27 protein-coding genes and 2 tRNA genes are annotated in these 26286 nt (G+C 66.9%); 19 read left to right on the top strand and 10 right to left on the bottom strand.

Translation table 11 applies throughout. The features are described from left to right. Positions 1-2: 2 nt before the first annotated feature. Genes ACPVPU_RS15020 through ACPVPU_RS14975 form a run of 10 tightly spaced genes read left to right on the top strand, consistent with a single transcriptional unit; the run spans position 3 to position 8968 of the window. Positions 3-1016, top strand: a complete 1014-nt coding sequence (locus tag ACPVPU_RS15020; RefSeq protein ID WP_448658784.1) for an aminotransferase class I/II-fold pyridoxal phosphate-dependent enzyme — start codon at positions 3-5, stop codon at positions 1014-1016. After that, on the top strand, positions 1013-1624 hold the full coding sequence (cobO, locus tag ACPVPU_RS15015; RefSeq protein WP_448658783.1) for a cob(I)yrinic acid a,c-diamide adenosyltransferase: 612 nt from the start codon (positions 1013-1015) through the stop codon (positions 1622-1624). Before ACPVPU_RS15020 ends, cobO begins: the two co-directional genes overlap by 4 nt. After that, positions 1621-2469, top strand: coding sequence for an ABC transporter substrate-binding protein (locus tag ACPVPU_RS15010; protein ID WP_448658782.1), 849 nt, complete (start codon positions 1621-1623; stop codon positions 2467-2469). The genes cobO and ACPVPU_RS15010 overlap by 4 nt, the downstream gene beginning before the upstream one ends. A 5-nt stretch (positions 2470-2474) precedes the next feature. Then, the gene (locus ACPVPU_RS15005) at positions 2475-3437 is read left to right on the top strand and encodes a FecCD family ABC transporter permease (protein WP_448660542.1); all 963 of its coding nucleotides are present in this window, start codon (positions 2475-2477) and stop codon (positions 3435-3437) included. Further along, the gene (locus ACPVPU_RS15000; protein WP_448658781.1) at positions 3434-4222 is read left to right on the top strand and encodes an ABC transporter ATP-binding protein; all 789 of its coding nucleotides are present in this window, start codon (positions 3434-3436) and stop codon (positions 4220-4222) included. Before ACPVPU_RS15005 ends, ACPVPU_RS15000 begins: the two co-directional genes overlap by 4 nt. Next, positions 4219-5145, top strand: coding sequence for an adenosylcobinamide-phosphate synthase CbiB (gene cbiB / locus ACPVPU_RS14995; RefSeq protein WP_448658779.1), 927 nt, complete (start codon positions 4219-4221; stop codon positions 5143-5145). Before ACPVPU_RS15000 ends, cbiB begins: the two co-directional genes overlap by 4 nt. Next, entirely contained in the window at positions 5133-6587 is a 1455-nt protein-coding gene (locus ACPVPU_RS14990; protein ID WP_448658778.1) for a cobyric acid synthase, read from the top strand. The genes cbiB and ACPVPU_RS14990 overlap by 13 nt, the downstream gene beginning before the upstream one ends. Further along, on the top strand, positions 6587-7594 hold the full coding sequence (gene cobT, locus ACPVPU_RS14985; protein WP_448658777.1) for a nicotinate-nucleotide--dimethylbenzimidazole phosphoribosyltransferase: 1008 nt from the start codon (positions 6587-6589) through the stop codon (positions 7592-7594). The genes ACPVPU_RS14990 and cobT overlap by 1 nt, the downstream gene beginning before the upstream one ends. A gap of 1 nt (position 7595) precedes the next feature. Beyond that, positions 7596-8384 (top strand): adenosylcobinamide-GDP ribazoletransferase, encoded by a 789-nt coding sequence (locus ACPVPU_RS14980; protein WP_448658776.1) that lies wholly within the window; start codon positions 7596-7598, stop codon positions 8382-8384. A gap of 14 nt (positions 8385-8398) precedes the next feature. Next, a complete protein-coding gene (locus ACPVPU_RS14975; protein ID WP_448660541.1) occupies positions 8399-8968 on the top strand; it encodes a histidine phosphatase family protein in 570 nt (189 codons plus the stop codon). Here the strand turns inward: ACPVPU_RS14975 and ACPVPU_RS14970 are convergent. Next, positions 8927-9003 (bottom strand) — tRNA-Arg (locus ACPVPU_RS14970). The genes ACPVPU_RS14975 and ACPVPU_RS14970 overlap by 42 nt on opposite strands. Before the next feature lie 57 nt (positions 9004-9060). On the opposite strand from ACPVPU_RS14970, the gene ACPVPU_RS14965 reads away from it, so the two are divergent. Next, complete coding sequence (locus tag ACPVPU_RS14965) at positions 9061-9789, top strand: queuosine precursor transporter (RefSeq protein WP_448658774.1); 729 nt, start codon at positions 9061-9063, stop codon at positions 9787-9789. A 33-nt stretch (positions 9790-9822) separates the two neighbouring features. Here ACPVPU_RS14965 and ACPVPU_RS14960 read toward each other — a convergent pair whose 3' ends face one another. The 6 genes from ACPVPU_RS14960 to ACPVPU_RS14935 form a co-directional block, all read right to left on the bottom strand. After that, entirely contained in the window at positions 9823-10758 is a 936-nt protein-coding gene (locus ACPVPU_RS14960) for a D-2-hydroxyacid dehydrogenase (RefSeq protein WP_448660540.1), read from the bottom strand. A 7-nt stretch (positions 10759-10765) separates the two neighbouring features. After that, the gene (locus tag ACPVPU_RS14955; RefSeq protein WP_448658773.1) at positions 10766-11212 is read right to left on the bottom strand and encodes a TM2 domain-containing protein; all 447 of its coding nucleotides are present in this window, start codon (positions 11210-11212) and stop codon (positions 10766-10768) included. A 77-nt stretch (positions 11213-11289) separates the two neighbouring features. Next, on the bottom strand, positions 11290-12732 hold the full coding sequence (locus ACPVPU_RS14950; RefSeq protein WP_448658772.1) for a cysteine--tRNA ligase: 1443 nt from the start codon (positions 12730-12732) through the stop codon (positions 11290-11292). A 130-nt stretch (positions 12733-12862) separates the two neighbouring features. Further along, the gene (locus ACPVPU_RS14945) at positions 12863-14476 is read right to left on the bottom strand and encodes a phytoene desaturase family protein (protein WP_448658771.1); all 1614 of its coding nucleotides are present in this window, start codon (positions 14474-14476) and stop codon (positions 12863-12865) included. 11 nt (positions 14477-14487) lie between these two features. Beyond that, positions 14488-15552, bottom strand: coding sequence for a Gfo/Idh/MocA family protein (locus tag ACPVPU_RS14940; protein ID WP_448658770.1), 1065 nt, complete (start codon positions 15550-15552; stop codon positions 14488-14490). Positions 15553-15685: 133 nt separating this feature from the next. Beyond that, positions 15686-15759 (bottom strand) — tRNA-Cys (locus tag ACPVPU_RS14935). 162 nt (positions 15760-15921) lie between these two features. Between ACPVPU_RS14935 and ACPVPU_RS14930 the strand changes: the two genes are divergently transcribed. The 4 genes from ACPVPU_RS14930 to ACPVPU_RS14915 all read left to right on the top strand — a co-directional run bounded on the left by ACPVPU_RS14930 (position 15922) and on the right by ACPVPU_RS14915 (position 20308). Next, positions 15922-16590: a protein-L-isoaspartate O-methyltransferase family protein gene (locus ACPVPU_RS14930; RefSeq protein WP_448658769.1), complete on the top strand. Its 669-nt coding sequence runs from the start codon at positions 15922-15924 to the stop codon at positions 16588-16590. 11 nt (positions 16591-16601) lie between these two features. After that, positions 16602-18080, top strand: a complete 1479-nt coding sequence (locus tag ACPVPU_RS14925) for a TolC family outer membrane protein (protein ID WP_448658768.1) — start codon at positions 16602-16604, stop codon at positions 18078-18080. A 49-nt stretch (positions 18081-18129) separates the two neighbouring features. Further along, positions 18130-18639: a DUF2497 domain-containing protein gene (locus ACPVPU_RS14920; RefSeq protein WP_448658766.1), complete on the top strand. Its 510-nt coding sequence runs from the start codon at positions 18130-18132 to the stop codon at positions 18637-18639. 64 nt (positions 18640-18703) lie between these two features. After that, complete coding sequence (locus ACPVPU_RS14915) at positions 18704-20308, top strand: histidine kinase famiy protein (RefSeq protein ID WP_448658765.1); 1605 nt, start codon at positions 18704-18706, stop codon at positions 20306-20308. Between the two features lie 6 nt (positions 20309-20314). Here the strand turns inward: ACPVPU_RS14915 and ACPVPU_RS14910 are convergent, their stop codons facing one another. Both ACPVPU_RS14910 and ACPVPU_RS14905 read right to left on the bottom strand, forming a co-directional pair. Further along, on the bottom strand, positions 20315-22630 hold the full coding sequence (locus ACPVPU_RS14910) for a putative bifunctional diguanylate cyclase/phosphodiesterase (protein ID WP_448658764.1): 2316 nt from the start codon (positions 22628-22630) through the stop codon (positions 20315-20317). A 2-nt stretch (positions 22631-22632) separates the two neighbouring features. Further along, positions 22633-23235, bottom strand: coding sequence for a cupredoxin domain-containing protein (locus tag ACPVPU_RS14905; RefSeq protein WP_448658763.1), 603 nt, complete (start codon positions 23233-23235; stop codon positions 22633-22635). Between the two features lie 108 nt (positions 23236-23343). Here ACPVPU_RS14905 and ACPVPU_RS14900 point away from each other — a divergent pair, with 108 nt between their 5' ends. The 4 genes from ACPVPU_RS14900 (at position 23344) to ACPVPU_RS14885 (ending at position 25517) form a co-directional block, all read left to right on the top strand. After that, positions 23344-24222 carry a DUF3034 family protein gene (locus ACPVPU_RS14900; protein WP_448658762.1) on the top strand — a complete coding sequence of 293 codons (879 nt, stop codon included), beginning with the start codon at positions 23344-23346 and terminating at the stop codon, positions 24220-24222. Continuing rightward, positions 24223-24717 carry a group I truncated hemoglobin gene (locus tag ACPVPU_RS14895; RefSeq protein ID WP_448658761.1) on the top strand — a complete coding sequence of 165 codons (495 nt, stop codon included), beginning with the start codon at positions 24223-24225 and terminating at the stop codon, positions 24715-24717. Positions 24718-24819: 102 nt separating this feature from the next. Further along, complete coding sequence (locus tag ACPVPU_RS14890) at positions 24820-25140, top strand: hypothetical protein (RefSeq protein WP_448658760.1); 321 nt, start codon at positions 24820-24822, stop codon at positions 25138-25140. Then, positions 25137-25517: a DoxX family protein gene (locus ACPVPU_RS14885; protein ID WP_448658759.1), complete on the top strand. Its 381-nt coding sequence runs from the start codon at positions 25137-25139 to the stop codon at positions 25515-25517. Before ACPVPU_RS14890 ends, ACPVPU_RS14885 begins: the two co-directional genes overlap by 4 nt. Positions 25518-25519: 2 nt before the next feature. Here ACPVPU_RS14885 and ACPVPU_RS14880 read toward each other — a convergent pair whose 3' ends face one another. Beyond that, complete coding sequence (locus ACPVPU_RS14880; RefSeq protein WP_448658758.1) at positions 25520-26239, bottom strand: GGDEF domain-containing protein; 720 nt, start codon at positions 26237-26239, stop codon at positions 25520-25522. Between the last annotated feature and the right edge of the window lie 47 nt (positions 26240-26286).

The raw sequence follows: 26286 nt of genomic DNA, 5'->3' as shown, positions 1-26286 counted from the left end.
CCATGGCGATGGCGCGCGTTCCGGTTCATCCCTTTGCCGTTCATGGCGGGCGGATCGACCTGGCGCGCGCCACCATGCCGGACGTGGACGAGTGGACCGACCTGTCCACCGGCATCGCCCCATGGCCCTATCCGATGACGATCGATGCCGCCGGCATGACGGCACTGCCCGATCCGGCCGATCTGTCACGGCTTGAGGCGCTGGCTGCCAAGGCCTTTGGCGCGCCAGGGGACCGGGTGATGGCAGTGCCGGGCAGCGACCTTGCCCTGCGCTTGATCGGCCTGACGCTTGGCGGCCCTGCTGAATGGCTGGCCCCCGGCTATTCGGGTCACCGGGCGATGTGGCCCACAGGGCAAGGCCGCCCGTTCGATCGACATGCGCTGCCCAGCCTGGCGAACGGCGATGGTCATGTCGTGCTTGCCCGGCCGAACAATCCCGATGGCTGGGTGGCCGACCGGGCCGTGCTGATCGAGCTGGCCGGGCAATTGGCGGGGCAGGGGCGGTGGCTGATCGTGGACGAGGCGTTTGCCGATGCCGGGGCCGGCGACAGCCTGGCGGCGTGCGACGCGCCGGGGCTGGTGGTGCTGCGCTCGTTCGGCAAGTTTTTCGGACTGGCTGGCCTGCGCCTGGGCTTCGTGATCGCGCCACCTGACCTGGTTCGGCAGTTGCGGGCCTTGATCGGCGACTGGCCGGTTTCCGGTCCGGCGCTGTCGGCCGGGCTTGCAGCCTATGCCGACCGGGCATGGCAGGCGGATCAGCGGGCGCGGCTGAACGCCGGGGCGCGTCGCATGGCGGCGCTGTTTGGCGAACATGGCCTGGCAATCATCGGCCAGACGCCGTTCTTTACCCTGATAGAACATGTGGATCGCGATGCCCTGTTCGCGCATCTGCTGTGCCACGGGGTCCTGTCCCGTCCCTTTGCCGACGAGCCCTGCTGGCTTCGTCTCGGCCTGCCCGGCACCGAATCCGACTGGGCGCGGCTGGAAAAATCCCTTGCCGACTGGAGCGCCCGATGACCGAAACGCCCGAGGATTACGCCCGTCACAATGCCCGGATGAAGCGGATTCAGGCTGCGCGCGAACGCATCCAGGCGCGCCACACGCTGGAGCGCGGGCTGTTGATCGTCCATACCGGCAACGGCAAGGGCAAGTCGTCCGCAGCCTTTGGCATGGCGATCCGCAGCCTGGGCTGGGGGATGAAGGTCGGCATCGTGCAATATGTGAAGGGCAGTTGGGAAACGGGCGAGAAGACCTTTTTCCAGGCCAATCCCGACCTGTTGACGTTCGAGGTGATGGGCGAGGGCTTTACCTGGGACACGCAGGACCGCGCCCGCGACATTGCGGCGGCGCGGGCGGCGTGGGAACGGTCAAAGGCACTGATCCTCGACCCCGACTATGAATTCGTGATCCTCGACGAACTGAACATCGTGCTGCGTCAGGACACGCTGCCGATCGACGAGGTGGTGGCGTTCCTGAAGGATCGCCCGCTGACCAAGCATATCTGCATCACCGGTCGCGGTGCCAGGGACGAACTGATCGACATTGCCGATCTGGTCACTGAATTCGCCGAGGTGAAGCACCCGTACAAGGCCGGGTTCAAGGCGCAGAGGGGGGTCGAATATTGATCCGCGCCGCACTCCTGTCCGTTGCCGTGATGGCATTGGCCGCATGCGGGGGGCAGTCCGTCCAGCGCCCGGCCGGGCGAAGCGCCCCCGCAGGCGCGCTGCCCCGGATCGTGTCGATCAATCCATGCGTCGACGCCGTGCTGATGCAGATCGCCGATCCTGCCCAGATCGCCGGAATCAGCCATTATTCCAGGGATGCCCGCGCGACGTCGGTGCCGCTGGCCTGGGCGAACCGCTTTGCCGCCGTATCGGGCACGGCCGAGGAGGTGGTGGCGCTGGCCCCCGACCTGGTCATCGCGGGCGGCCATGTCGAGCCGTCGACCATCGCCGCGCTTGACCGGATGGGCATTCCGCTGGTGCAGATCGGCGTGCCCGAAACCGCCGAGGAGAGTATCGAACAGGTTCGCACGATCGCCGGGGCGATTCATCGGACCGTCGCTGGCGAAACCCTGATCCGGCGGATCGAACAGGCGATCGCCGGTGCCGCCCCGTCCGGCGGTCGGCCGGTGCCTGCGCTGATCTGGCAGGGCGGGGGGTTGGTGCCGGGCACGGGCACCTTGGCCGACGATCTGCTCAACAAGAGCGGATACCGCAATATCAGTGCCGATTACGGGTTGAAGCAATGGGACGTGCTGCCGCTGGAGCCCATGATCGCCCGGCCGCCGCGCGTGCTGTTGTCGGGCAGTGCCAAAGGCCAGGGCGACCGGATGCTGGGGCATCCCGTGCTGGACCGGTTGAAGCAGCGGATTGCGGTGCGTCCCTATCCCAATCGGCTGCTGCAATGCGGCGGGCCGACCATCATCGACGCGGTCGGCCGGCTGGCCAGCATCCGGCGGTCGCTGTGACCGGCATGGTCAGGCTGAACCTGATGCTGGCGATCGGCATCGTGGCGGCGGTGCTGGCATCGCTTTTCGCGGGCAAGGTGTGGATTCCGCTGGACGGTTTCGTCGTGGGCGATCCGCGCTGGCCGATCATCGCCGAATTGCGCCTGCCCCGCACGCTGCTGGCCGCGCTGGTCGGCGCGGCACTTGGCGTGTCCGGTGCGGTGATGCAGGGCTATCTGCGCAACCCGCTGGCCGATCCAGGCCTGTTCGGGGTGTCGGCAGGCGCAGCGCTGGGCGCGGTCATCTCCCTCTATTTCGGCTATGCGGCGCAGGCCTGGCTGCTGCCCGCCTTTGCCCTGACCGGTGCGGCGGCGACCATGGCGCTGCTGGCGTTGATCGTCGGGCGTTCGGGCAGCATCACGGTGTTCACCCTGGCCGGGGTGATCGTATCCAGCGTCGCCGGATCGCTGACCGCGCTGGCGATCAGCCTGGCGCCGACGCCCTTTGCGACATCGCAGATCGTCACCTGGCTGATGGGTGCGCTGACCGACCGCAGCTGGGACGATGTGCGGCTGGCGGTGCCTCTGATCGCGCTCGGCGTCGGATTGCTGGCATTGACCGCCCGCACGCTCGACGTGCTGACGCTGGGCGAAAGCGCCGCGCGGTCGATGGGGGTGGATCCGGTGCGGCTGCAGATCCTGGTCGTCGTCGGCGTGGCGCTGTGCGTCGGCGCGTCGGTGGCGACGGCGGGGGTCATCGGCTTTGTCGGCCTGATCGTGCCGCATATCGTGCGGCCGTTCGTCGGTAACCGGCCATCGGCGGTACTGCTGCCTTCGGCGCTGGCGGGTGCGCTGTTGCTGGTGGTCGCGGACAGCGTGGTGCGCGCGGTGCCGACCGTCAGCGAATTGCGGCTGGGCATCGCCATGTCGATGCTGGGCGGGCCGTTCTTCCTGGTCCTCTTGGTCCGCATGCGGCGGAAACTGACATGAGCGCGCCGATGCTGTCCGTTGACGGGATCAGCCTGTCGCTGGCCGGTCGCGCCGTGCTGCGCGATGTCACCGTCGCCTTTCGCCCGGGAGCGGTGACTGCGCTGCTGGGGCCGAACGGGGCCGGCAAATCGACGCTGCTCGCCTGTATCGCGGGTCTTCGCCAGCCGGACGGCGGTGAGGTGCTGCTGAACGGCCGGCCCCGCGCCGACCTGGCCCGGCGCGACCTTGCCCGCCGGATCGGCCTGTTGCCGCAGGTCGCCGATGTGCACTGGGATGTGGACGTCGCCACGCTGGTTGCGCTGGGCCGCTATCCGCACCGTGCGAGGTGGGGCGAGAGCGCCGCTGACCGAGATGCCGTGGCCCGCGCGATGGCGGCGACCGATGTGACCCAGTTTGCGGATCGGCCGGTGTCCGCCCTGTCCGGTGGCGAGCGTGCGCGCGTGCTGCTTGCGCGGGTGCTGGCCGGGGAGCCGGACTGGCTGCTGGCGGACGAACCGCTCGCCAATCTGGACCCCGCCCATCAGCACGATGCCCTGGACTGCCTGCGCGCCGTGGCTCGCGCGGGCGCCGGTGTGATCGTGGTGCTGCACGACCTGAACCACGCGCTGCGCATCGCCGACCGGGTGGTGCTGATGGCGCGGGGCGCAGTCGTGGACCAAGGGGAAGTGGAGGACGTACTGACGCCGGAGCGAATCCGCGAAACCTATGGTGTTACCGTGGAGCGCGCGGTCACGGCCAGCGGCCAGCCCGTGATCGTGGCGACGGGCCGGGCCGGCCGGGAATGATCGGCCGGCCGGAACAGGTGCTGATCGCGCTGGTCGGAGAGGCGGCATTGGGATACCCCGCCGGGGTGTTCGCGGCGATCGGCCATCCCGTCACCTGGATGGGGGCGGGCATCGCTGCACTCGACCGCCGCTGGAACCGGGGCACCCCCGCCGTTCGGCGCGCGGCGGGGGTGGCGGCGATGCTGTCGGTCGCTGCCGTCGCCGCAGGGGCGGGATGGGGCATCGAAGCGGTGTCGGGCAGCGGATGGGGCGTCGCTGCCCTGATCCTGATCGCCACCACCGGCCTTGCCCAGCGCAGCCTGGACGATCATGTCCGCGCGGTCGCCCGGCCCCTGCGTGCGGGCGATCTGGTCGGGGCACGCGCGGCGGTGGCGCGGATCGTCGGCCGCGATACGGCGGGGCTGGACGAGGGCGGGGTTGCGCTGGCCGCGACGGAAAGCCTGGCGGAAAGCTTTTGCGACGGCGTGGTCGCGCCGGCATTCTGGTTCCTGGTCGCCGGGTTGCCTGGGCTGTTCGTCTGCAAGGCGATCAACACCGCCGATTCGATGATCGGGCACCGCGACGACCGCTATCGCTGGTTCGGCTGGGCGGCGGCGCGGATGGACGACGGGGCCAATTGGGTGCCCGCGCGGCTCGCCGGGTTGCTGATTGCGGTTGCGGGCGGTGGCGGTGCCCGGGTCATGTGGCGGGATGCGCGCCGCCATGCCTCGCCCAATGGCGGCTGGCCGGAGGCCGCGATGGCGGGCGCGCTGGGGCGCAGGCTGGGCGGTCCGGTCAGCTATGACGGCGCGTCGGCGTCGCGCGCCTGGCTGGGGGACGGGCCCTTGCCGGATGCGGGCGACCTAGCGCGGGCGCTGTGGATCTATCGCCGGGCCTGCCTGCTGCTCTGGCTGATCGTGGGGGCGGTCGCATGGCTGCGGTGATGCTGCAGGGCACGGGGTCGGACGTCGGCAAGTCGGTGCTGGTCGCCGGGCTATGCCGGCTGTTCGCTAATCGCGGGCTGACCGTGCGCCCGTTCAAGCCGCAGAACATGTCGAACAATGCCGCAGTGGCGCAGGGCGGCGAGATCGGCCGGGCACAGGCGCTGCAGGCGCTTGCGTGCCGAACCCCGCCGACCACGGACATGAACCCCGTCCTGATCAAGCCGCAATCGGATATCGGGGCGCAGGTGGTGATCCACGGCCGGGTTGCCGGGCCGTTGCACGCCGCCGACTATGCCTGTCGGCGCGACCATTGGCTGGCCGCGATCCTGCAATCCTGGCATCGGCTGCGGACCGAAGCGGATCTGGTCATCGTCGAAGGGGCAGGCAGCCCGGCGGAGATCAACCTGCGCGCCGGGGATGTTGCCAATATGGGCTTTGCGCGCGCGGCCGGCGTGCCGGTGGTGCTGGTCGGCGATATCGACCGGGGCGGCGTGATCGCGTCGGTGGTCGGCACCAAGGCCGTCATCGACGCGGAGGACGCAGCCATGATCCGCGGCTTCCTGATCAACAAGTTTCGCGGCGATGTGCGCCTGTTCGACGATGGCTATGCCGCGATCGAACGAATGACGGGCTGGCCCGGGCTGGGCGTCGTCCCGTGGCTGGCCGCGGTCCGCGACCTGCCTGCCGAGGATGCCGTCGTGCTCGACCGGGCGGAGCCGGGGCCGGGCGCGGTGACGATTGCCGTGCCGATGCTGTCCCGCATCGCCAATTTCGACGATTTCGATCCGCTGGTGCACGAACCGGGCGTTCGGCTGGTCATGGTGCCGCCGGGCCGCCCGATCCCCGCCGATGCCGCGCTCGTTATCCTGCCTGGGACCAAGGCGACGATCGCCGACCTCGCCTTTCTGCGCGCGCAGGGGTGGGACATCGACATTACGGCGCATGTCCGGCGCGGCGGGATGCTGCTGGGCATTTGCGGCGGCTATCAGATGCTGGGCGACCGGATCGACGATCCGGACGGGATCGAAGGCCCGGCGGATTCCGTCGCGGGGCTGGGCTATCTGCCAGTATTTACCCGCCTGACCGCAGACAAGCGCGTGGTCGAGGTGACGGGTGCCAGCGTGGCCGACGACGCGCCTTTTTACGGATACGAAATCCATGCCGGGCGGACCGATGCGACCGCGCCCGTCCAGCCGCTGCTGCGCTTCGCCGACGGGACGACGGACGGGTGCATCACCGCCGATGGCCGCGTAGCAGGCTGTTACGTCCACCGCCTGTTCGACCATCCTGCACAGCGCGCGGCGTGGCTGGCGCGGATCGGCGTGGTGTCGGACGGCGTGGTTCAGGCCGACCGCGTCGACCACGCGCTGGACGCGCTGGCCGACCATCTTGCCGCCCATATCGATACCGACCGACTTTTGCAGATCGCCAGGAGCATGTGATGATCGACGAAACCGCCATCTGGGCGCATCTGGATGCGATCGCGAAACCGCAACGCAGCCTTGGGCGACTGGAGGCGCTTGCCGTCCGCCTGGCGAGCGTCCAGCAACGGCTGGACCCGGTGACCAGGCCCCGCCGCATCGTCCTGTTCGCCGCCGATCACGGCGTGGTGGCGCAAGGGGTGACCGCGTGGCCCCAGGCGGTGACCGGGTTGATGGTCGCCACGATCCGCGATGGCCGCGCGACCAGTTCGGCGCTGGCCGCTGCACAGGGATGCGATCTGCAACTGGTCGATGTCGGCGTTGCGATGCCGCCATCCCCGCCGCACCCCGGCTTTTACCGCGATGCCAGCATTGCGCCGGGCACGGCCGATCTGGCCACCGGCCCGGCGATGACGCTCGCGCAATTCGACGCGGCATGGGCGGTGGGCGCGGACGAGGCGCGGCGCGCTCATGCCGATGGCCATGCCATCTTGATCGCCGGGGAAATGGGCATCGGCAACACGACGCCCGCCGCCTGCCTGACCGCCCTGTTGACCGATGCGCCGCCGGAACGGGCAGTCGGGCGCGGGGCGGGCGCCGATGATGCGATGCTGGCGACAAAGGCCCGCGTGGTTGCCGATGCCGTATCCCGCGCATCAGCGACTTTTTCCGACGATCCTCGCGCTGCCATTGCCGGCGTCGCCGGGTTCGAGATTGCCGCCATTGCCGGCTTTTTCGCGCAAGGGGCGGCGCAGGGATCGACGCTGCTGCTGGACGGTTATGTCGCCACGGCTGGCGCGCTGGTTGCCGAAACCCTGGCCCCCGGGACCCGGCATAAAATGATCGCTGCCCACCAATCGGCCGAACCGGGCCATGGCGCGGCGCTGGGGCGGCTTGGCCTGGACCCGCTGCTCGATTGGCAGATGCGACTGGGCGAGGGCACGGGGGCACTGGTCGCGCTGCCGATGCTGGACAGCGCGGCGGCCCTGTTGCGCGACGTCGCCCTGTTGTCGGATCTGGGCGTCTGAAATGGCGCGGCCCTGCCCCTGGTGGGCGCCGCCGGTGCTGGCGGTCCAGTTCCTGACCCGCTTGCCGGTTCCCGGAACTGCCCGGCTGACCGCTGATCAGGTGGCGTCCGGGCTGGTGAGTGCGGTCGGCTGGTTTCCGCTGGTCGGCGCCCTGATCGGGGCAATGACCGCCGCCATCGCCCTGGCTGCGGCCAGTCTGTGGCCCGTCCCGGTCGCGGTCGTGATTGCGCTGGCGGTGGAGGCGCGGCTTACCGGCGCCTTTCACGAAGATGCCGTCGCCGATTTCTGCGACGCCTTTGGCGGCGGGATGACCGAAGAGGATATCCGGCGGATCATGAAGGACAGCCGGATCGGCACCTATGGCGCGGTCGGCCTGATCGGGGCGCTGGCCCTGCGCGCCGTGCTGATGATGGCGGTGCTGGAGGCGATGCCGCCGACGATGGCGGCGGCGGTGATCGTCGCATCCGCTACGTTCGGCCGCCTGGTCGTTGTCGCGCTGATGGCCGTGATCGCCCCTGCGCCCGGCGGCACCGGCCTGGCCAAGGATGTCGCATCCGGCGTCGACACATCCATCCTGCTGATCGCGGTGGCGACGGCGGTCCCCGGTCTGGCGATGTTTGCGGTGGCGATGCCGGTGCCGATGCTGGCAGCGCTGGCGGCTTCCGGCCTGTTCCTGATGTGGTTCCGCGCGCTGCTGATCCGGCGGATCGGGGGCAGCAGCGGCGACTGCCTGGGCTTTGCCGCCTATGTCGGCCAGTTGATCCTGTTGCTGTCGGCGACTGCGGGTTGAGCGGCGATGTCGTGATGGTCCGGCACACGGCCGTGGCTCTGGCATGGCAGGGCCGGTGCTATGGCATCAGCGACGTGCCACTGAGCAGGCAGGGCCGGGCCGACGCCGCTGTGCTGGCGGCGGTGCTTGCCGCGCGAAACCCGCAATGGGTGGTGCATGGCGGCCTGGCCCGCACGCGCATCCTGGCCGCCCGGATCGCAAGCATCGGCCATTGCCGGCTGGATACCGACCCCGACTGGCGCGAACGCGATTTCGGAAGTTGGGAGGGGCAACGCTGGACCGCGATCCATCGCGCCACCGGCAATGCCATGGACGGCATGATCGACCTGCCCGACCGGTTCCGCCCCGGTGGCGGCGAAACGACGTTCGAACTGGCCGATCGGGTCGCCCGGGCCGCGCAGCGGTTGCCCGGCGGGCCGGGAATCGTCGTCACGCATGGCGGACCGATTGCTGCCCTGCTGGGCCGGGAAAGCGGCGATCCCGTCGCCGAATGGCCCGCGCTCGTCCCGCCCTGTGGCGGACAGGCTGTCCTGTCGGGCCAATGGCGCGCCCGGCAGGATTCGAACCTGCGGCCCCAAGCTTAGAAGGCTCGTGCTCTATCCAACTGAGCTACGGGCGCGTTGGCAGGGCGATAGCGCGGATTGCGCGACTGCGAAACCATTCGCATAACGCTGTGATGAGCACAGGGGCAGAATCGCAGCCGCGCCATGTCGCGGCGGGCGCGGTGGAACGCGGCCAGTTTCGCTATTTCGATGTGGTGATGGCGGCGTTCTGCGTCGTCCTGGTCCTGTCGAACGTCATCGGCGCGGCCAAGCTGTCGCAGATTGGCGGATTCGTGTTCGGGGCGGGCATCCTGTTCTTTCCGGTCAGTTACGTGCTGGGCGACGTGCTGACCGAGGTTTATGGCTATGCCCGCGCGCGTCGGTGCATCTGGGTCGGATTCTCCGCGCTGTTGTTCCTGGCGCTGATGAGCTGGGTCGTGGTCAGCCTGCCGCCCGCCGACGGGTGGGAGGGGCAGGCCGCATATGAGGCGGTGTTCGGTCAGGTGTGGCGGATCGTCATCGCGTCGATCACCGCATTCTGGGCGGGCGAGTTCGTCAATTCCTTTGTCCTGGCCAAGATGAAGCTGATGACCGGCGGCAAGTATCTGTGGACGCGCACCATCGGATCGACGGTGGTGGGGCAGGGGGTGGACAGCCTGATCTTCTATCCGATCGCGTTCCTGGGCATCTGGTCGACGGAGCAGGTGCTGACCGTGATGGTCACTAACTGGGCATTGAAAGTGGGCTGGGAGGCGGCGCTGACGCCGGTCACCTATGTGGTCGTCGGCAGGCTTAAGGCGGCGGAGGGAGTGGATCTGTTCGACGAGAACACCGACTTCACCCCGTTCAGCGCCAAGGTATAGGGTGACGACCAACGGGGATCGAACTGGTATTGCCTAGTAACCCCGCGCCAGATCGACCCGATTTTCCATCTGCTGCCCGTCCATGAACGCAGACAGGTTGCGCAGGAACAGCGCCGCCCCGCGCTGGAACATCGTCGATTGCGCCCGGCCCGACAGGTGCATGGAATGGATGACGTTGGGGGCCGACCAGAGCGGATGTTCGGGCGGCAAGGGTTCGGGGTCCACCGTGTCGAGGAAAGCCCCCGCGATGCGCCGCCCTCGCAGCGCGTCGATCAGCGCGTCCTGATCCACCAGATCGCCGCGCGCCACATTGATCAGCCAGGCAGTCGGCTTCATCGCGGCGAATTCGGTGGCGCCCAGCATTGCCCGGGTATCGGCCGTGGACGGCGCGGCCAGGATCACCCAGTCGAAATCGCCCAGCCGGTCGCGCCACGCATCCGGCGTCAGCATGTCGTCGCCGCCCGACCGGTTGACGCCGGTGACGCTGACCGACAGGCCAACGAGCCGTTCGGCAACCGCTCGACCGATCCTGCCCATGCCGATGACCAGTGCCGACGATCCGGTCAGTTCGGCAGTCCCCGGCGACGCATTCGGCCATTCGCGGCGGTCGGCCATCCGCACGACCTGATCGAAGCGCTTGGCGGCGACCAGCATCCCCATCACTGCATATTCGGCGACCGCGATCGGGTTCAGGCCGTTGCCGTTGGTCATCACGACGCCCCGCCGGGCCAATTCGGTCAGGTCATAGCCGTCCAGCCCGGCGCGGATGGTGAACAGCCATTTCAGCCGTTCGCCGTGCAGCGCCACCCGGTTGGACAGATCGGTTTCGTGCCAGTCGACCCAGGCGATATCGGCATCGCGGATGGCATTGGTCGCATCCTCCGGCGTCTGGTGCCAATGGACCGTCAGGTCGGCGGGCAGGCTCGTCTCGATGAGCGGCCGGGCCAGCGCGGGCAGGACGGCCTTGATCATCGGATCAGAACCACGCCTTGTCGCCCTCAACATATCTGCGACGCCAGTCGTCCTCGGAAATCGCCAGATAGATGATGAATTCGATGAACGCGATGACCGCCACGGCCACCCCGGGCACGACCAGCAGCCAACCGATCGTGCCGCACAACAGCATGACGACGCCGGTGCCGATGCGGCCCAGATAGAATTTGTGGGCGCCGAACACGCCCAGGAAAAAGGCGAGGATCGCCGCGATGTACTTGTTCTTGTCACCTGCCAGCAGATTGTCCGACGGAATGGCGAAGATCGATTGGGCCATGCCGTCGGCAGTTTCGAAATCCACGGTCTGGCCGTTCACCGGATGCGCCTGCATCCGCCACTCTGACGGGACGAACCGATAGCGCACGCCGTCGTCGCCGCTGATGAAGCCTTCGCCCCGGTCATAATCGAACGCCAGTACCTTGCCGCGCATCTGCCCCGTTCCCCTGTCATGGCGCGAATCATGGCGCCCGGTGTCTCACTCAAGCAAAACGGCTGCGGCTTTGCCAGTCAGAGCGTCGGCCGCCAGTCCCAGCCGAGCGGATCGCCGTCCATCACCTCGATCCCGGCGGCGGTAAGTTCGTCGCGGATGGCGTCGGAACGGGCGAAGTCCTTTGCCGCGCGGGCATCCTTGCGCTCGGCCAAGCGGGTTTCGATCTCCGCCTCGGTCAGCGTGGCGCTGGCAGGGCGGACGCGCAGCGCCTCTCGGCTGAGGGTCGCAAGCCCTAGGCCGAGCACATCGTCGAACGCCGCAAGCGTCGCCAGTCGGTCGGGGGCGGACAGCCGCTTGTCGACCAGCATTTCGTCCAGCACCGGCAGTGCACGGGGGGTGTTCAGGTCGTCGCTCAGCGCCTCGTCCAGCTGGTCGAGATAGGCGCCGGCCACCGTGCCATCGCTGGCGTCGCCCAGCTTTCGCACCGTCAACACCAGTCGCTTCAGCCGCGTCTGGGCCGCCAGCACCTGTTCCGCGCCGAACTCAAGCTCGCTGCGATAATGGGCGGACAGGCACATCAGGCGATAGGAAAGCGGATGAATGCCCGCACCTTTCAGCGCCTCCAGCGTGGCGACCGATCCCTTGGACTTGCTCAGCTTGCCCGTGCGGTCGACCAGAAAATTGTTGTGCATCCAGAAACGCGCGCCGGTGAAGCCCGCCGCGACGCCCTCCGGCGACGTGCAACCGCAGAACGCCTGATTCTGGGCAATCTCGTTCGGATGGTGAATCTCCCGGTGGTCGATGCCGCCGGTATGGATGTCGAACGGAAAGCCCAGATATTTGCCGCTCATCACCGAACATTCCAGGTGCCAGCCCGGCGCGCCGCGGCCCCAGGGGCTGTCCCATTCCATCTGGCGTGTCTCGCCGGGCGGTGTCTTGCGCCAGATCGCGAAATCCTGCGGGTGGCGTTTGCCGGATACGGGATCGATCCGGCTTTCGCCTGCGTCATCCTGCCCCCCGGCCAGACGACCATAATCCGGCACGGTGCTGCTGTCGAAATAGAGGCCGCTGTCGATTTCGTAGCAATGGGCGGGTGCGATCCGGGCGGCGAAGTCGATCATCTCATGAATATGATCGGTCGCCACCGACCATTTGGCAGGTTCGCCGATGTTCAGGTCGCGCAGATTGCCCTTGAATACCGCCGTGTAATGCGCGGCGATGTCCCATGCCGACTGGCCGCGCCGCTTCGCCGCGGCCTCCATCTTGTCGTCGCCCGCATCGGCATCGCTGGTCAGATGGCCGACATCGGTGATGTTGATGACATGGGTGAGCGGATAGCCTTTCCACCGCAGCACGCGCGCCAGCGTGTCGGTGAACACATAGGCGCGCAGATTGCCCAGATGCGGATCGGAATAGACCGTCGGCCCGCAGCTATAGACGCGCACGCCCCTCTCGGCATCGAGCGGGGCGAAATCCTCGACCGTGCGGGTCAGCGAATTGTGGAGCCGGAGCTGGGTCATGGTGCGGCGCGTTTAGGCCCCTTCGATCCTCCCCTGCAAGGGGAGGTGGCTGGCGCAGCCAGACGGAGGGGTGTCGCCCCATCGAGAGCGGGATACCCCTCCGTCATGCTGACGCATGACACCTCCCCTTTCAGGGGAGGAATTTTCGAAGCCACCCCCGATCCTTCAGCACCCGCATCGCCGCATTGTGCCCCGGTGCGCCGGTCACGCCGCCGCCGGGATGGGTACCGGAACCGCATAGATACAGGCCGGGCAGCGCGCCGCGATACTCCGCCTCGCCCAGGAAAGGTCGCGCGGCCCAGAGCTGGTCGAGGCTCATGCGGCCATGAAAGATGTCGCCGCCGATCAGGCCGAACTTGCGTTCGAGATCGAGCGGCGAATGGATCTGCGTCGCCACGATCAGCTTGCGAAAGCCGGGGGCAAAGCGCTCCACCGTGTCCAGTACGGCATCGGCGGCGGTATCCCGTGCGTCATCCCAGCTTCGCCCGTCCGGCAATTCCGGTGCGAACTGTTGACAGAACAGGCTGGCGACATGTGCGCCGGGCGGGGCCAGGCTGTCGTCCAGCATCGATGGAATCAGCATTTCGACAATCGGTTCGCGGGACCAGCCATAAGCGCGGGCATCGTCAAACGCCCGCTGCATATAGCCAAGCGAAGGCGCCAGGATGATGCCCGCGCCCAGATGCGGTCCCGCCTCTGGCAGCGCCGTAAAGCGGGGCAGGGCGGAGAGCGCCACATTCATCCGGAATGTGCCAGAGCCAGCGCGATAGCCCTGCGACCGGGCGAGCACGCCGTCGGGCAGGTCTTTGGGGTCGAAAAGCCGTTCATAAAGCAGCTTCGGCCCGACATTGGCGATGATCCGGGCGGAGCGAAGTTCCTCGCCGCCCCTCAGCCGGACGCCCGTCGCCCAGCCCGCATCGTCCACCAGCACCCGGTCGACCCGCGCATCGGTGCGGATTGCCGCACCCGCCGCCATCGCCGCCTGCGCCATTGCCTGCGTGATCGCGCCCATCCCGCCGATGGCATGGCCCCATTGCCCACGCTTGCCGTTCACTTCGCCGAACACATGGTGCAAGAGGACATAGGCGGAGCCCGGCGTATCCGGCCCGGCATAGTTGCCGACCACGGCATCGAAGCCGAACAGCGCGCGCACTGGCTCGCTTTCGAACCAGGGGTCAAGGAACTCGCTGGCCGACAGGGTGAAGATGCGCAGCAATTCGCGCTGGGTTGCCAGCGGCAGTCGGGCGACGCAGCGCGACTGCCTAAGCGCCGCCAGCACCGCACCGGCGCCGCCGCCGACATTGGGCGGTGCCTGCAGTGCCAGATCGCGCAGCACATCGGCGATCCGCTCCAGCATCGCCGAATAGGCGGGCAGGCGCTCGGCATCGCGGGCGGAGAACTTGGCGAACTCGGCCGCCGTGTCCGCCTGTCCGCCGGACAGCAAATGGCGGCCGTCGGGCAGAGGCAGGAAATTGCCGACCGGCCGCTCGACGATGCGCAGCCCATGGGCATACAGGCTCATGTCGCGGATGATGCGGGGTTGCAGCAGGCTGACCGTATAGCTGGCGGTGGAATTGCGGAAACCGGGCGCGAACGATTCGGTCACCGCCGCGCCGCCGACCACGTCCCGCGCCTCCAGCACCACCGGTTTCAGTCCGGCGCGGGCCAGGTAATAGGCGCAGACCAGTCCGTTATGCCCGCCACCGACGATGATCGCGTCTTGGCGATGGGTAGCGGCGGGCATCGGATCCTTAATCAGGCAAGCTGGACGACGGAGCGTTCCTTCATCGACCGATAAATGGCCTCGATCAAGCGGATGTCGCGCAGTCCCTCTTCACCCGCAACGATGGGCGTGGCGCCGGTTTGCGCACAGATCGACAGATGGTCGAGCATCCGCGCGAATTGTTCGTCGCCGGTGCTGCCCAGGTTGACGGATTCGGTCTTGCCGCCCCGGTTCAGCCGCATGGCGTGGCCGCCGTAAAAGACCGACGGTTCCAACTCCACCCAGCCTTCGGTGCCCACGGCCCGATAGCGGCCATGGCCGGAACTGTAGGACGACACGCAATTGGCGACCACGCCCGACGGGAATTGCAGCATGAAGGACACGCGGTCCTCCACCTCCGCAAAGCGCGGATCGGACCGGTCGGTGGTTTCGATGGCGGTCACTGCCACCGGCTCCTCTCCGGTCAGGTACCGGGCGGCGTTCAGCGAATAGATGCCGATGTCCATCATCGATCCGCCCCCGGCCTTGGCCTTTTCCAGCCGCCACTGGTTCGGCCCGATGGGAAAGCCGGTTTCGACCTGAACCGTGCTCAGCATGCCGATATGGCCGCCGCGCGCCCAGTCCATCGCCTGCCGGTTATAGGGCTCGAAATGGCAGCGATAGCCGATCATCAGCTTGCGGTCGGCCGCCCGGGCCGCGGCGATCATCGCCGTGCATTCGGCCGCGTTCATCGCCATCGGTTTTTCGCACAGCACGTGCTTTCCCGCCTGACTGGCGCGGATCGAATATTCGGCGTGCATGAAGACCGGCAGCACGACATAGACGATGTCGATATCCGGATTGTCGCGGATCCGGTCGAAATCGGCATAGCTGTAGCGATGGCTTTTCGGGACGCCATATTCGTCGCCGTACCGCTCAAGCTTGGCCGGCGTGCCGGAGACCAGGGCAACGATCCGGCTGTGTTCGCACAGCTTCATCCGGGGCATGATCTGACCGGTGGCATAGCTGCCCAATCCGACGATCGCATAGCCCAGTCGCCGGTTTCCAGTCTGTGCCGAACGTGCCGCGGCGGGCAGGACAGCCGCCACTGCGCCCATGCCGATCCCCTGCAGGATCTGCCTTCGCCTCTGATTTCCGATCATCATCCTCTCCGCTGGCCGTCCGGCATCATAGCGGGCGAGGTGGCGAGCGTAAGCCCGCACCGCTGGTGAAGGACGAGAAAAAAGAAGATGGAGGCCCGACCGGGAATCGAACCCGGGTGCAAGGATTTGCAGTCCTCTGCGTCACCACTCCGCCATCGGGCCGGGGAGGAGCGCGGCAATGCGGCCTGCCCGGCGGCTTGTCAACGCCGGGCCGTGCAAAAATGAGTTGCGCGTAGACGCTTGGCGGCTATGCCGCAGCGCGGTACCGTCGCGTTGCAAATAGTGTATTGCGAGACTAAAACAGTTGTGTCACAGGAATTGCCGATGAACGACGCATCCACCCTTGCCCCCGATCATGCCGCGATGCGCCATGCCATGGTGGTAAGCCAGCTGCGCCCCAACGGGGTCAGCGATGCCCGGATCGTCGCGGCGATGGGGCGCGTTGAGCGCGAGGCGTTTCTGCCTGCGGCGCACCGCGACATCGCGTATCGGGATGCGCTGTTGCCGCTGTCCGGCGGGCGCGTGCACAACAGCCCGCTGGCGACCGCGCGGCTGCTGAACCAGGCCCGGCTGCGTGCCGGCGACCGGATGCTGATCGTCGGCGCGGCCGGCGGCTATGCCGCTGCCGTTGCGGCGGGAATCGTCGGCGAGGTCGTTGCGCTTGAGGATTCGGCGGAGCTACGGGCGATTGCCGGGCCTGCGCTCGGCGGGACCGCCAACGTCGCGCTGGTCGAAGGGTCGCTGGCCCAGGGCTGGGACGCCGGTGCGCCCTATGATGTCGTCATGATCGACGGCGCGGTCGAGCAGGTGCCGGCGGCGATCGTCGACCAGTTGCAGCCCGGTGGCCGGATCGTCACTGGACTGGTCGATCGCGGCATCACCCGTCTGGCGGCGGGCGAGCGTACCGAAGGCGGTTTCGGACTGATCGATTTCGTTGACCTGGACTGCGCGATCCTGCCGGGCTTTGCCCTGCCGCGCGGTTTCACCTTCTGAAAAGGGGTTCGATGCGCCGCCATTTCGTCCTGATCGGCGTCAGCCTGATCGCTGTCGCGGCCCCGGCATCGGCCGAAACGCTGCGCGAGGCGCTGGTGCGTGCCTATCGCACCAACCCGACGCTGACCGGCCAGCGCGCCCAGTTGCGCGCGACGGACGAGGGCGTGGCGCTAGCCCGCGCAAACGGCCTGCCCGACATTCAGGCGAACGGGCAGTATTCCGAGGATTTCGTCCAGGCGAACAACCAGTTCATCCGGCCGGAACGCAGCCTGACCGGCCAGGCGCAGCTGACTGTTCCCGTGTATCTGGGCGGCGCGGTCAAGAACGCCATGCGGGCGGCCGAATCGCGGGTGCTGTCCGGCCGGGCCACGCTGCGCGGGACCGAAGCGGATCTGTTTTCCGCTGTGGTCAACGCGTACATGAACGTCATCCGCGACGAGGCGATCGTCGAGTTGAACCGCCAGAATGTGCGGGCGCTTGAGATCAACCTGCGCGCGACGCGCGACCGGTTCGAGGTGGGCGACCTGACCCGGACCGACGTTGCCCAGTCCGAGGCGCGCCTGCAGGGCGCGATCGGCCAGCTGCGCTCGGCCGAAGCGACGCTGATCGGCAGCCGGGAAGCCTATATCCGCATCGTCGGCAGCGAACCGGGCACGCTGGAGGCGCCGCCGCCCCTGCCCGGGATGCCCGATGGTCCGGTGGAGGCCGTGCAGGTCGCGCTGGAAAACAATCCCAATCTCGAATCGGCCCGCCGTGCGACGGATGCGGCCGGATTCGACGTCGAGGCCGCCCGGGCGGAACGCAAGCCCCGGGTCAATTCGTTCCTGCGCGGCAGTTATTTCAACTATCTGGGATCGCTGGGCGTGGCGGCGCAGGAATCGGGTACCGCTGCCAGCGCGGGTCTGCAGGTGACCGTGCCCATCTATCAGGGCGGCGGGCCGGCCGCTTCGGTTCGGCGGGCAGAGGCGCTGGAAGGCGTGTCGATCGAACAGGTCACGTTGATCGAACGATCGATCGTTGAACAGGCGCGCGGTTTGTTTGCGAGCTGGCAATCGGCATTGCAGGTGATCGAGGCGTCCGAGGCGCAGGTATCCGCCAATCGCCTGTCGCTGGAAGGCGTGCGGGCCGAAAACAGCGTCGGCACCCGTACCATCCTGGAAATCCTGGATGCCGAGCGCGAACTGCTGAACGCGCAGGTGCAGCTCGTGTCGGCCCGGCGCGATGCCTATGTCGCCGGGTTCGCACTGCTGGCCGCGATGGGCCGGGCCGAGGCGCGCGACCTGGGCCTGGACGGCGGCCCGCTATACGATCCCGAGGTCAATTACCGCCGGGTCAAGCGCGGCATCTGGGATTGGGGCACCGGCCCGTCGCCGACGCCGGAGGCGACATCGACGGTGAACAGTGCGCCGCAGACCCCCGTGGTCACCCGTCCGCTGGAACCGGAATTGCAGCGCGACATTGACAGCATGAGTTCAAACGTCGATCAATGACGTCGTTCGGTACCCGCTCGGTTGGGAGCGGCCGGTTGGATCGGGGCGCATGAGCGATATCAGCAGCGAGACGTCGATGGAGGACATCCTTTCTTCCATCAAGCGGATCATCGCCGAAGAGGCCGAGCCGATCTCCAACCTCAACCGTCCGCGCCGCCAGAACCGAACGGCGGAACCAGCGGCCGATGCCGAAGCTGACCGGGTAATCCCGGCGGATCGGGACGATATCCTAGATCTCGACGCCTTCGCCGCCGCCGATCGGGTAGAGGCACCGGTGCCCGCGCCTGCCCGCCCTGCACCCGCGCCGAAAGCCGAAGCGACGGCTGCACCTGCGGAACCCATCCTGTCCGACACGGCTGCGATCGCCACCAGCCGTTCGCTCGAGGCCCTTTCCCGCATGATCGTGCGGCCGGAAGTGCAGGGGTCGGACACGCTGGAGGGGCTGGTCCGCGAGATGCTGCGTCCGATGCTGCGCGACTGGCTCGACGCAAATCTTCCCCCGATGGTCGAAAAGATGGTCGCCAAGGAGATCGCCCGGATCGCTAGTCGTCAGGGCTGATTTCGGATGATGGCCGGGATGTTGTGCGTGAAACCAACTGGGTTTTTGAATCGTTGGTTGTCGCATGAGTAGCGACGATCCGATGCACGGGAATGCTCCTGCCCGGTCCGGCCATGGGCCGATCGGCGGCCGTCCCGGCGTGCCGGAACCGCACCGAAACGACATCTTCTTCGCCGCCGTCGAAACGACGCGGATGCCGATGATCGTCACCGACCCGCATCGGTCCGATAATCCGATCCTGTTCTGCAACGCCGCTTTCGAGCGGATGACGGGTTATTCACAGGCCGAGATCGTCGGCAAGAATTGCCGGTTCCTCCAGGGTCCGGAAACGGACCAGGCGGCGGTGTCGATGGTCCGCGACGCCATTGCCAAGCGCGAGGAAGTGGCGGTCGAAATCCTGAACTATCGCAAGAACGGGTCCACGTTCTGGAATGCGCTCTTCATCTCGCCGATCTTCGACGAGCAGGGGGAATTGCTGTATTTCTTTGCCAGCCAGCTGGACATTTCCCGGCGAAAGGAAGCCGAGGAAGCGCTGCATCAAGCGCAGAAGATGGAAGCGGTGGGCAAGCTGACCGGCGGCATCGCGCATGATTTCAACAACCTGCTGCAGGTGATCCTTGGCTATGTCGACCTGCTGGAATCGCGGGTGGACGAGGCCGACCGGGCTTCGCGCCGCGCCGTCGACGCAATTGGCATGGCCGCCGGCCGCGGCGCGCAACTGACCCAGCAGCTGCTGGCCTTTGCGCGGAAGCAGGAATTGCGGGATCGGTTGTTGAACGTGAATACGTTGATCACCGATTTCGCCCCGATCCTGGAGCGCAATCTGGGCGACGGCATCGTCGTCCAGCGGCAGTTCCATGAAGATGCCTGGAATGCCCGGATGGATCCGGTGCAGGCCGAAATGGCGTTGCTGAACATCCTGGCCAACGCCCGCGACGCGATGGACGGCACAGGGCGCGTGACGATCCGGACGGTCAATCTGGTATCCACGGCCGAAGACCCGCTGGCCCCCGGGCTGGAGGCGGGAGAATATGTCGCCATCGTCATCGAGGACGACGGTCCGGGCATTCCTCCCGACGTCCTTGGCAAGGTGTTCGACCCGTTTTTCTCGACCAAATCCGTCGGCAAGGGCACCGGCCTTGGCCTGTCCATGGTGTACGGCTTCATGCGGCAGACCGGCGGCGGCGTTGCTGCGGAAAACAGGGCGGAGGGCGGCGCCCGCTTCACGCTTCTGTTCCCAAGGGCCAGGGGGCTGGTCGAGCCGACGCGCGAGGTAACCGCCAGCGTCAGCGGCAATGGCGAGCGGATCCTGATGGTCGAGGATCAGCCGGAGGTGGCCGAACTGGGCAAGGCGATCCTCGAAAATCTGGGCTTTACGGTACGGCATGTGTCCAATGCCCAGGCGGCACTGGACGTGCTGGAACAGGATCAGGATTTCCAGTTGCTGTTCACCGACATCGTCATGCCCGGCGAATTGACCGGCGTCGCGCTGGCGCAGCGTGTGCGGGCCGATTTCCCGACCATGCCGATCCTGTTGACCACCGGCTATTCCGATCGCGCGCTGGATGCCGAAAGCCGTGCGTTCGAGCTGGTCCGCAAGCCCTATCGCCGGGCGGACCTGGCCGTCCGCATCCGCGCGCTTATCGAGGGTCCGAACGGGATCAGCTGATCCGGGTCAGCCGACCATTCGCTGCGGCGGAACATCGCCATTGTCGTGAAGCAGCGCGTAGATCGCATCGGCGGTGATCGGACGGCTGAAATAATAGCCTTGGATATGGCTGCATCCCTGTTCGCGCAGGATGTCGAGCTGTCCTGCGTTTTCAACGCCCTCTGCCGTCGTTTCCATGCCCAGCGCCTCGGCCAGGGTGGTGATGGATTTGATGATCGCCGTCGCGCCGTTGGAATTGAGCAGGTCGATGATGAAACTGCGGTCGATCTTCAGCTTGTCGAACGGAAAACTGCGCAGATAGCTGAGCGAGGAATAGCCCGTGCCGAAATCGTCCAGCGCGACGCGCACGCCAAGGCTGCGCAGGCTGTGCAGCGAGGCGAGCGTGGTTTCGGGATTGTCGATGAACAGGCTTTCGGTGATCTCGAGTTCCAGCCGTTGCGGCGGCAGGCCGCTTTCGGTCAGCGCCTGAAGAATGACGCTGTTCAGGCCCGGATTGCGGAACTGAACGGGGGAGACATTCACCGCCACCCGAACATGATCCGGCCAGGTGCGGGCCGTGCGGCATGCCTCCCGCAACACCCATTCGCCGATCGGCACGATCAGCCCGGTATCCTCGGCCAGGGGAATGAAATCGACCGGCGACACCATGCCGCGTTCGGGATGCGTCCAGCGCAGCAGCGCCTCGAACGCCGATACCCGCCCCTCGGACAGGTTGAACAGCGGTTGGAACATCAGCGACAGCTGGCCCAGCCGGATCGCTTCATGCAGGTCCATTTCCATGGCGCGACGGGCCTGAGCCTCCGCATCCATAGCGGGTTCGAAAAACCGGTATGCGCCGCGGCCGTCCTGTTTGGCCCGGTACAGGGCGAGGTCGGCGTTCTTGGCCAGCGTGACCGCGTCGTTCCCGTCGGCACCGATGATCGCGATGCCGATGCTGGTGCCCGGAACCAGCCGGTGGCCGTTCACGATGCATGGTGCACGGATCGCGTCGATCAGGTCGTGGGCAATGCGATCGAACGGTTTGTGCCTTTCATCGACGATCAGCGCGAATTCATCGCCGCCCAGCCGGGCGACGAACCCGTCCCCGGCGATTGCGATCAACCGGCCGGCGATCTCGCAGAGCAGCGCATCGCCGGTGGGATGGCCCAGCGTATCGTTCACCGCCTTGAAATGGTCGAGGTCGAGGCAGAACAGCGCCTGGCGGCGACCCGTGCCGGCTCGTCCGGCCAGCAGGGTCAACTGCTCGCGCATCAGCTTGCGATTGGGCAGGCCGGTCAGCGCATCGTGCAGCGCCATGTGAGTGATCTGGCGTTCGCGCTCGGCGATGTCGTCGACCATCCGGTTGAAGCTGCGGGCGAGCCGCCCGAGTTCGTCGCGGGTCGTCACCGCAACCTGGGCATGATCGCCCATCGCCACGCGCCGTGCCGCTGCATCGAGCGCAACGATTGGCCGGGTCAGCCGTCGGGCCAGCAGCCAGCTGCCCCCGGCCGCCAGCAGCACGCCGATGATGCCGCATGCAATCAGCGACCAGACCATCGGGGCATATTGGTCGAGCGCTCGGGTGACGCTGTGTTCCAGGAGCAGCGCTTGGGGCTCGTCCGACCGAAAGGATCGAATGGGCAGGGCCCTGACCAGCATTCGCTGGCCCTGTCGACGTTCCTCGATCAGCGATCCCAGCGCGTTGCCATTCGGCAGATCGCCAGCCGCCAGGATGCGGGGACGCAGATCAATCGCGGACAGGCCGGACAGTTTCGCCATTTCCCGCCCGTCCAGGGCATTGGCGAACACGACCCAGCCAATCGTCATCGGCACGCGCACTGGCGCGGCGGCGGCGTTGAACCGGGTAGAACCCAGGCGCAGGACGCCGGTGTCGGCATCCTGTTCCAGCGCGGACAGCAATTGTTCGGTGTCCCCCGGCGGCAGGGAGCCGGAAAAGCCAACCACTTCGCCGTCGACGGAAACGTAGAAAGCCTGGTCGATCCGCAAGCGCCCACGCAGCGAATCCAGCGCCGATGCGATGGTGGGCGCATCGCCGGTTGCGGCTGCGGTGCGAAAGCCGAAATCGGCCGCAAGCACGCGGCCTGCATCGCCAAGCTGTTCGTAGCGCATCGTCGTCACGCGGTCGAACACCTGTGCCCCGGCGGCCATTTCGCGTTCGATCATGCGTTCGGCATAGAGGGTCATGCCATATTGCGCGCCCAGGACGATCAACGTCACCGCCAGCGCGAACAGTCCGCCGTAGAACAGCGTCAGCTTGGCCGACAGCGACGCGCCCAGCCGCCGCAGCCAGCGTCCCGGAAGGAACGGGCGGGTGCGCGTCACGATCAGCGCAATCCGACCGTGATCTGGCGCTTGAACGTGCCAGCGGCCGGAATCGCCACGTCGAACTGGCTTTGATTGTCCTTGGCGCGCATCCGTGGGTGCCACACCGTCACTTTCGCCGCGCCGGCGGGCACATCATCGATCGCAAGATACCCCGCACTGCCGGTTTTGGCGGCAAAGGGGGTGTCGACGACCTTGATGAAGCCGCTCATCAGATCATGGATGTTGCATCCAAGCGCCACCGCCCCGGCGGTCTTGAACGTATAGCTGCGGGTTTCGTCGCGGCCGAACAGCTTGATTTCGAACCGCGCAGGTTTCGAAAAGGAATAGATGTGGTGGCGCACCTTGTCCTGGTTGGGAAAGGTGACGGTCGCGCCGACCGGCACGATCAACGTTCCGGGCACGAACTGAACGTCCTTTTGCACCATTCGCGTCGGCCAGGGAAAGCGGATGGGTCCGGCAGGGATGCCGGAGGCTGGATGGATCGTGACGACAGCATCGGGGACCGGTCGCCCCTGATTGTCCTTTACCTCGATCCGGACGGCCGCGGCATGGGCCGGCATGGACAGCAGCGCGCCGATCAGCATGAAAAAGCCTATCTTCATGCCCCTGCCATGGCGGATAAACGTCAAGCACCTGTAAATGACAGTCGCGAATTGCGCGAAACACGTCGCTGAAAACTTTGTTAACCGTGAATCGCGTAATTTACGCACATGTTCACCCGATCCTGTTCCCTGCACGTCCTGTCGATCGCGCTGGCCAGCGTGCCCGGCATCGCCCTTGGCCAGACTGTTGCCGATGATGGCAAGCTGTTGCTGACCAACGGCATCTCCTCGATCGAGGGCGCGGCCGGCGGCGGACTGACGCCATGGGCGGTCATCGCCGGCAATGCGACAAAGGACGGCATCGGTGCGCAGGCAGCGGTCACCGGCGTCGAGTTGAAAGACTATGACGTGCGCAGCTATTCGGCCGCGATCGGGTTTTTCGACCGGGTGGAGCTGAGCTATGCGCGGCAGGTGTTCGACACCAATGGCATCGGCGGCGTGCTGGGCATCGGGAATGATTTCAAGTTCGACCAGGATATCGTGGGGGCCAAGGTCAAGCTGGTCGGCGATGCCGTTTACGGGCCGGAGTTCCTGCCGGCGGTCGCTGTCGGCGCGCAGTACAAGAAAAGCCGCGACGGCGGACTGGTCCAGGCGCTGGGCGCGGCGGACGACGAGGGGGTCGATTATTATCTGTCGGCCACGAAGCTGTTCCTGCGCTGGTCGTTGCTTGCCAATGCGACGATGCGGGTGACCAAGGCCAATCAGAACGGCCTGCTCGGCCATGGCGGCGGGTTGAACGATCGGCATCGGATCGAGGCCGAAGGGTCGGTCGCCTATCAATTTTCCCGCCGGTTCGTGGTCGGGGCGGAATATCGGTCCAAGCCGAGCAACCTGGCCATCGCGCGCGAGGACGACTGGTGGGATGCGTTCGCCGCCTATGGCGTGAACCGGCATCTGACGGCAACCGTCGCCTATACCGATCTGGGTTCCATCGCCACGGTCGACGGACAGCGCGGCGTGCTGTTCCAGCTGCAGGGAAGTTTTTGAATGACCATCCTCCTGTCCATCGCGCTGTTGATTTCCGGCACGGCCCAGGACGCCGCGCCGCCCCATGCCATGCCCGGCGAAGAGGCGGTCGACCCCTATACCGCCGATCCCACCAATGCCGGTGCCGAGCCGTTCAGGGGCGACGCCATGGCCCGTGCCTTTGGCGGCCAGGACGGGATCGGTCGCATCGTCGACCGGTTCGTCGCGCTGAACTTCGACGATCCGCGCATCGGCGAGATTTTCATGAACCATGATCGGGTGCGCCTGCGCCGGACGCTGTTCGAACAATTCTGTTATCTGTTGAATGCCGGGTGCACCTATAGCGGACGCGACATGAAATCGTCGCACAAGGACCTGGGCGTCCAGCAGGCCGACATGAACCGGCTGGTCGAGAACCTGCAGGCGGCGATGGCGGCCGAGGGCGTATCCTTTGCCGCGCAGAACCGGTTCCTGTCCAAATTGGCCCCGATGCGCCGCGACGTGGTGGAACGCTGACGGCGTTGCCTTGCGATGCTCGCCTGCGCTAAAGGCCGGGGCAAGGGAGAGGCGATCGGACGATCCAATCCTCCGGTTGACTGACGAGCAAGGGACACGAAGATGAGCGACGACGGACCCCAGGGTCCGATGCCGACGCTGTTTGCCGCGATCGTGCGGCGGCAGTGCGTGACGGCGACCTATAATCGCGGCCAGGTGCTGCTGGCCCCCCATATCCTCTACACCAAGCATGGCGTGCCTTATGTCGACGCGGTGACGGTGCTGCGCGACGGCAACATCCCGCGCGAGGAAAAGCTGGGCGCGTTTAAGGTCGACGGGCTGGGCGACATCCAGCTGGCGGACCGGGCGTTCGACATGAGCCGGCTGTACGATGCCCATGCCGACAAATATGCCGGCGTGACCTTGTTGTCGGTGGAAGGATGAGCAACCGGCGCGCCGCGATGCGCGGCGTGCTGGCCCTGTTGTATCTGGCTGCGGGCATTCTGCACCTGTTGGTACCCGCGCCCTTTCTGTCGATCATGCCCCTTTGGGTGCCGGCCCCTGAGGCTGTCGTTGCGTTGACCGGGGTTGCGGAGATCGCAGGGGCGGTCGGGTTGATGCTGCCGCGGTTCAGGCGGGCGGCGGGCTGGGGCCTGGCCGCCTATGCCCTGTGCGTCTGGCCGGCCAATTTCCAGCACGCGATCGACGACCTGAGCAGCGGTACCGGCCTGTCGGTCTATTATCATCTGCCGCGGCTGGCGCTGCAGCCCGTGATCATCGCCTGGGCATTGTGGGCGGGCGGGATCCTGGGCCGCGATTAGGATCAGGCGGCGAGCGACACCCGGTTGCGGCCGGCGCGCTTGGACCGGTACATCGCCGCATCCGCAAGGCGGAGCGCTTCGGCGATGCCATCGGCACCGGTAACGGGTGCCAGACCCAGGCTGATCGTGGGGCGGACGGTGATGCCGTCGCATTCGATCGTCAGCGATGCGACCGCGCCGCGCAGCCGCTCCGCCAGCTGATGCGCCTCTGCCTCCGACAAGCCGCAGGCCAGGATGGCGAATTCCTCTCCGCCCAGGCGACCGCACAGATCGTCCGATCGGATCGTCCGGGCCAGAGTCGATGCGACCGATTGGATCACCCGGTCGCCGACCGGGTGGCCGTGCCGGTCGTTGATCGATTTGAAGCGATCGATATCGGTCACCAGCATCCATGCCAGGCGCGGCGGAAGGGCATCGGCACGGGCGAGAAAGGCGGTCCGGTTGAGCAGGCCCGTCATGCCGTCGCGCTGTGCCAGATCGGCCAGCCGCGACAGCGCGCTTTCGAGTTGCGTCGCCAGCCGCCGGTTCGCCTCTCCCTGCCGGACTAGGATGATGCAGACCGGCAGCGACACGAGGGCGGGACAGGCGAGGCCGAACCCCCACCAGATCGGCGGGATGGACCCGTCTTCTTGCCCGATCGCGAGGGAAAGCGCGGCCATGCCGATCGCCGTGCACAACACGGAAAAGGCCACCCCTGCCGCAATCTTCCCCAACCCGTTCATGACGCTGGCATAACGGTTTTCCGTTAAGCATTGGTTGGCCATGACCG

The organism is Sphingomonas paludis (assembly GCF_053502515.1).
Note: the sequence above shows the minus strand (reverse complement) of the source record. Positions and strands in the feature narration are given on the sequence as shown.

Bases quoted from the DNA above. Each gene is read 5' to 3' on its own strand.
- ACPVPU_RS14945 (WP_448658771.1), bottom strand. From the start codon at position 14,476: ATGCCCGCCGCTACCCATCGCCAAGACGCGATCATCGTCGGTGGCGGG.
- ACPVPU_RS15005 (WP_448660542.1), top strand. From the start codon at position 2,475: ATGGTCAGGCTGAACCTGATGCTGGCGATCGGCATCGTGGCGGCGGTG.
- ACPVPU_RS14930 (WP_448658769.1), top strand. From the start codon at position 15,922: ATGAACGACGCATCCACCCTTGCCCCCGATCATGCCGCGATGCGCCAT.
- ACPVPU_RS14895 (WP_448658761.1), top strand. From the start codon at position 24,223: ATGACCATCCTCCTGTCCATCGCGCTGTTGATTTCCGGCACGGCCCAG.
- ACPVPU_RS14990 (WP_448658778.1), top strand. From the start codon at position 5,133: ATGGCTGCGGTGATGCTGCAGGGCACGGGGTCGGACGTCGGCAAGTCG.
- ACPVPU_RS14885 (WP_448658759.1), top strand. From the start codon at position 25,137: ATGAGCAACCGGCGCGCCGCGATGCGCGGCGTGCTGGCCCTGTTGTAT.
- ACPVPU_RS14900 (WP_448658762.1), top strand. From the start codon at position 23,344: ATGTTCACCCGATCCTGTTCCCTGCACGTCCTGTCGATCGCGCTGGCC.
- cobO (WP_448658783.1), top strand. From the start codon at position 1,013: ATGACCGAAACGCCCGAGGATTACGCCCGTCACAATGCCCGGATGAAG.
- ACPVPU_RS14915 (WP_448658765.1), top strand. From the start codon at position 18,704: ATGAGTAGCGACGATCCGATGCACGGGAATGCTCCTGCCCGGTCCGGC.
- ACPVPU_RS15000 (WP_448658781.1), top strand. From the start codon at position 3,434: ATGAGCGCGCCGATGCTGTCCGTTGACGGGATCAGCCTGTCGCTGGCC.
- ACPVPU_RS14950 (WP_448658772.1), bottom strand. From the start codon at position 12,732: ATGACCCAGCTCCGGCTCCACAATTCGCTGACCCGCACGGTCGAGGAT.
- cobT (WP_448658777.1), top strand. From the start codon at position 6,587: ATGATCGACGAAACCGCCATCTGGGCGCATCTGGATGCGATCGCGAAA.
- ACPVPU_RS14975 (WP_448660541.1), top strand. From the start codon at position 8,399: ATGGTCCGGCACACGGCCGTGGCTCTGGCATGGCAGGGCCGGTGCTAT.
- ACPVPU_RS14905 (WP_448658763.1), bottom strand. From the start codon at position 23,235: ATGAAGATAGGCTTTTTCATGCTGATCGGCGCGCTGCTGTCCATGCCG.
- ACPVPU_RS14965 (WP_448658774.1), top strand. From the start codon at position 9,061: ATGAGCACAGGGGCAGAATCGCAGCCGCGCCATGTCGCGGCGGGCGCG.
- ACPVPU_RS14980 (WP_448658776.1), top strand. From the start codon at position 7,596: ATGGCGCGGCCCTGCCCCTGGTGGGCGCCGCCGGTGCTGGCGGTCCAG.
- ACPVPU_RS15020 (WP_448658784.1), top strand. From the start codon at position 3: ATGGCGATGGCGCGCGTTCCGGTTCATCCCTTTGCCGTTCATGGCGGG.
- ACPVPU_RS14940 (WP_448658770.1), bottom strand. From the start codon at position 15,552: ATGGGCGCAGTGGCGGCTGTCCTGCCCGCCGCGGCACGTTCGGCACAG.
- ACPVPU_RS14920 (WP_448658766.1), top strand. From the start codon at position 18,130: ATGAGCGATATCAGCAGCGAGACGTCGATGGAGGACATCCTTTCTTCC.
- ACPVPU_RS14880 (WP_448658758.1), bottom strand. From the start codon at position 26,239: ATGAACGGGTTGGGGAAGATTGCGGCAGGGGTGGCCTTTTCCGTGTTG.
- ACPVPU_RS14890 (WP_448658760.1), top strand. From the start codon at position 24,820: ATGAGCGACGACGGACCCCAGGGTCCGATGCCGACGCTGTTTGCCGCG.
- cbiB (WP_448658779.1), top strand. From the start codon at position 4,219: ATGATCGGCCGGCCGGAACAGGTGCTGATCGCGCTGGTCGGAGAGGCG.
- ACPVPU_RS14925 (WP_448658768.1), top strand. From the start codon at position 16,602: ATGCGCCGCCATTTCGTCCTGATCGGCGTCAGCCTGATCGCTGTCGCG.
- ACPVPU_RS14955 (WP_448658773.1), bottom strand. From the start codon at position 11,212: ATGCGCGGCAAGGTACTGGCGTTCGATTATGACCGGGGCGAAGGCTTC.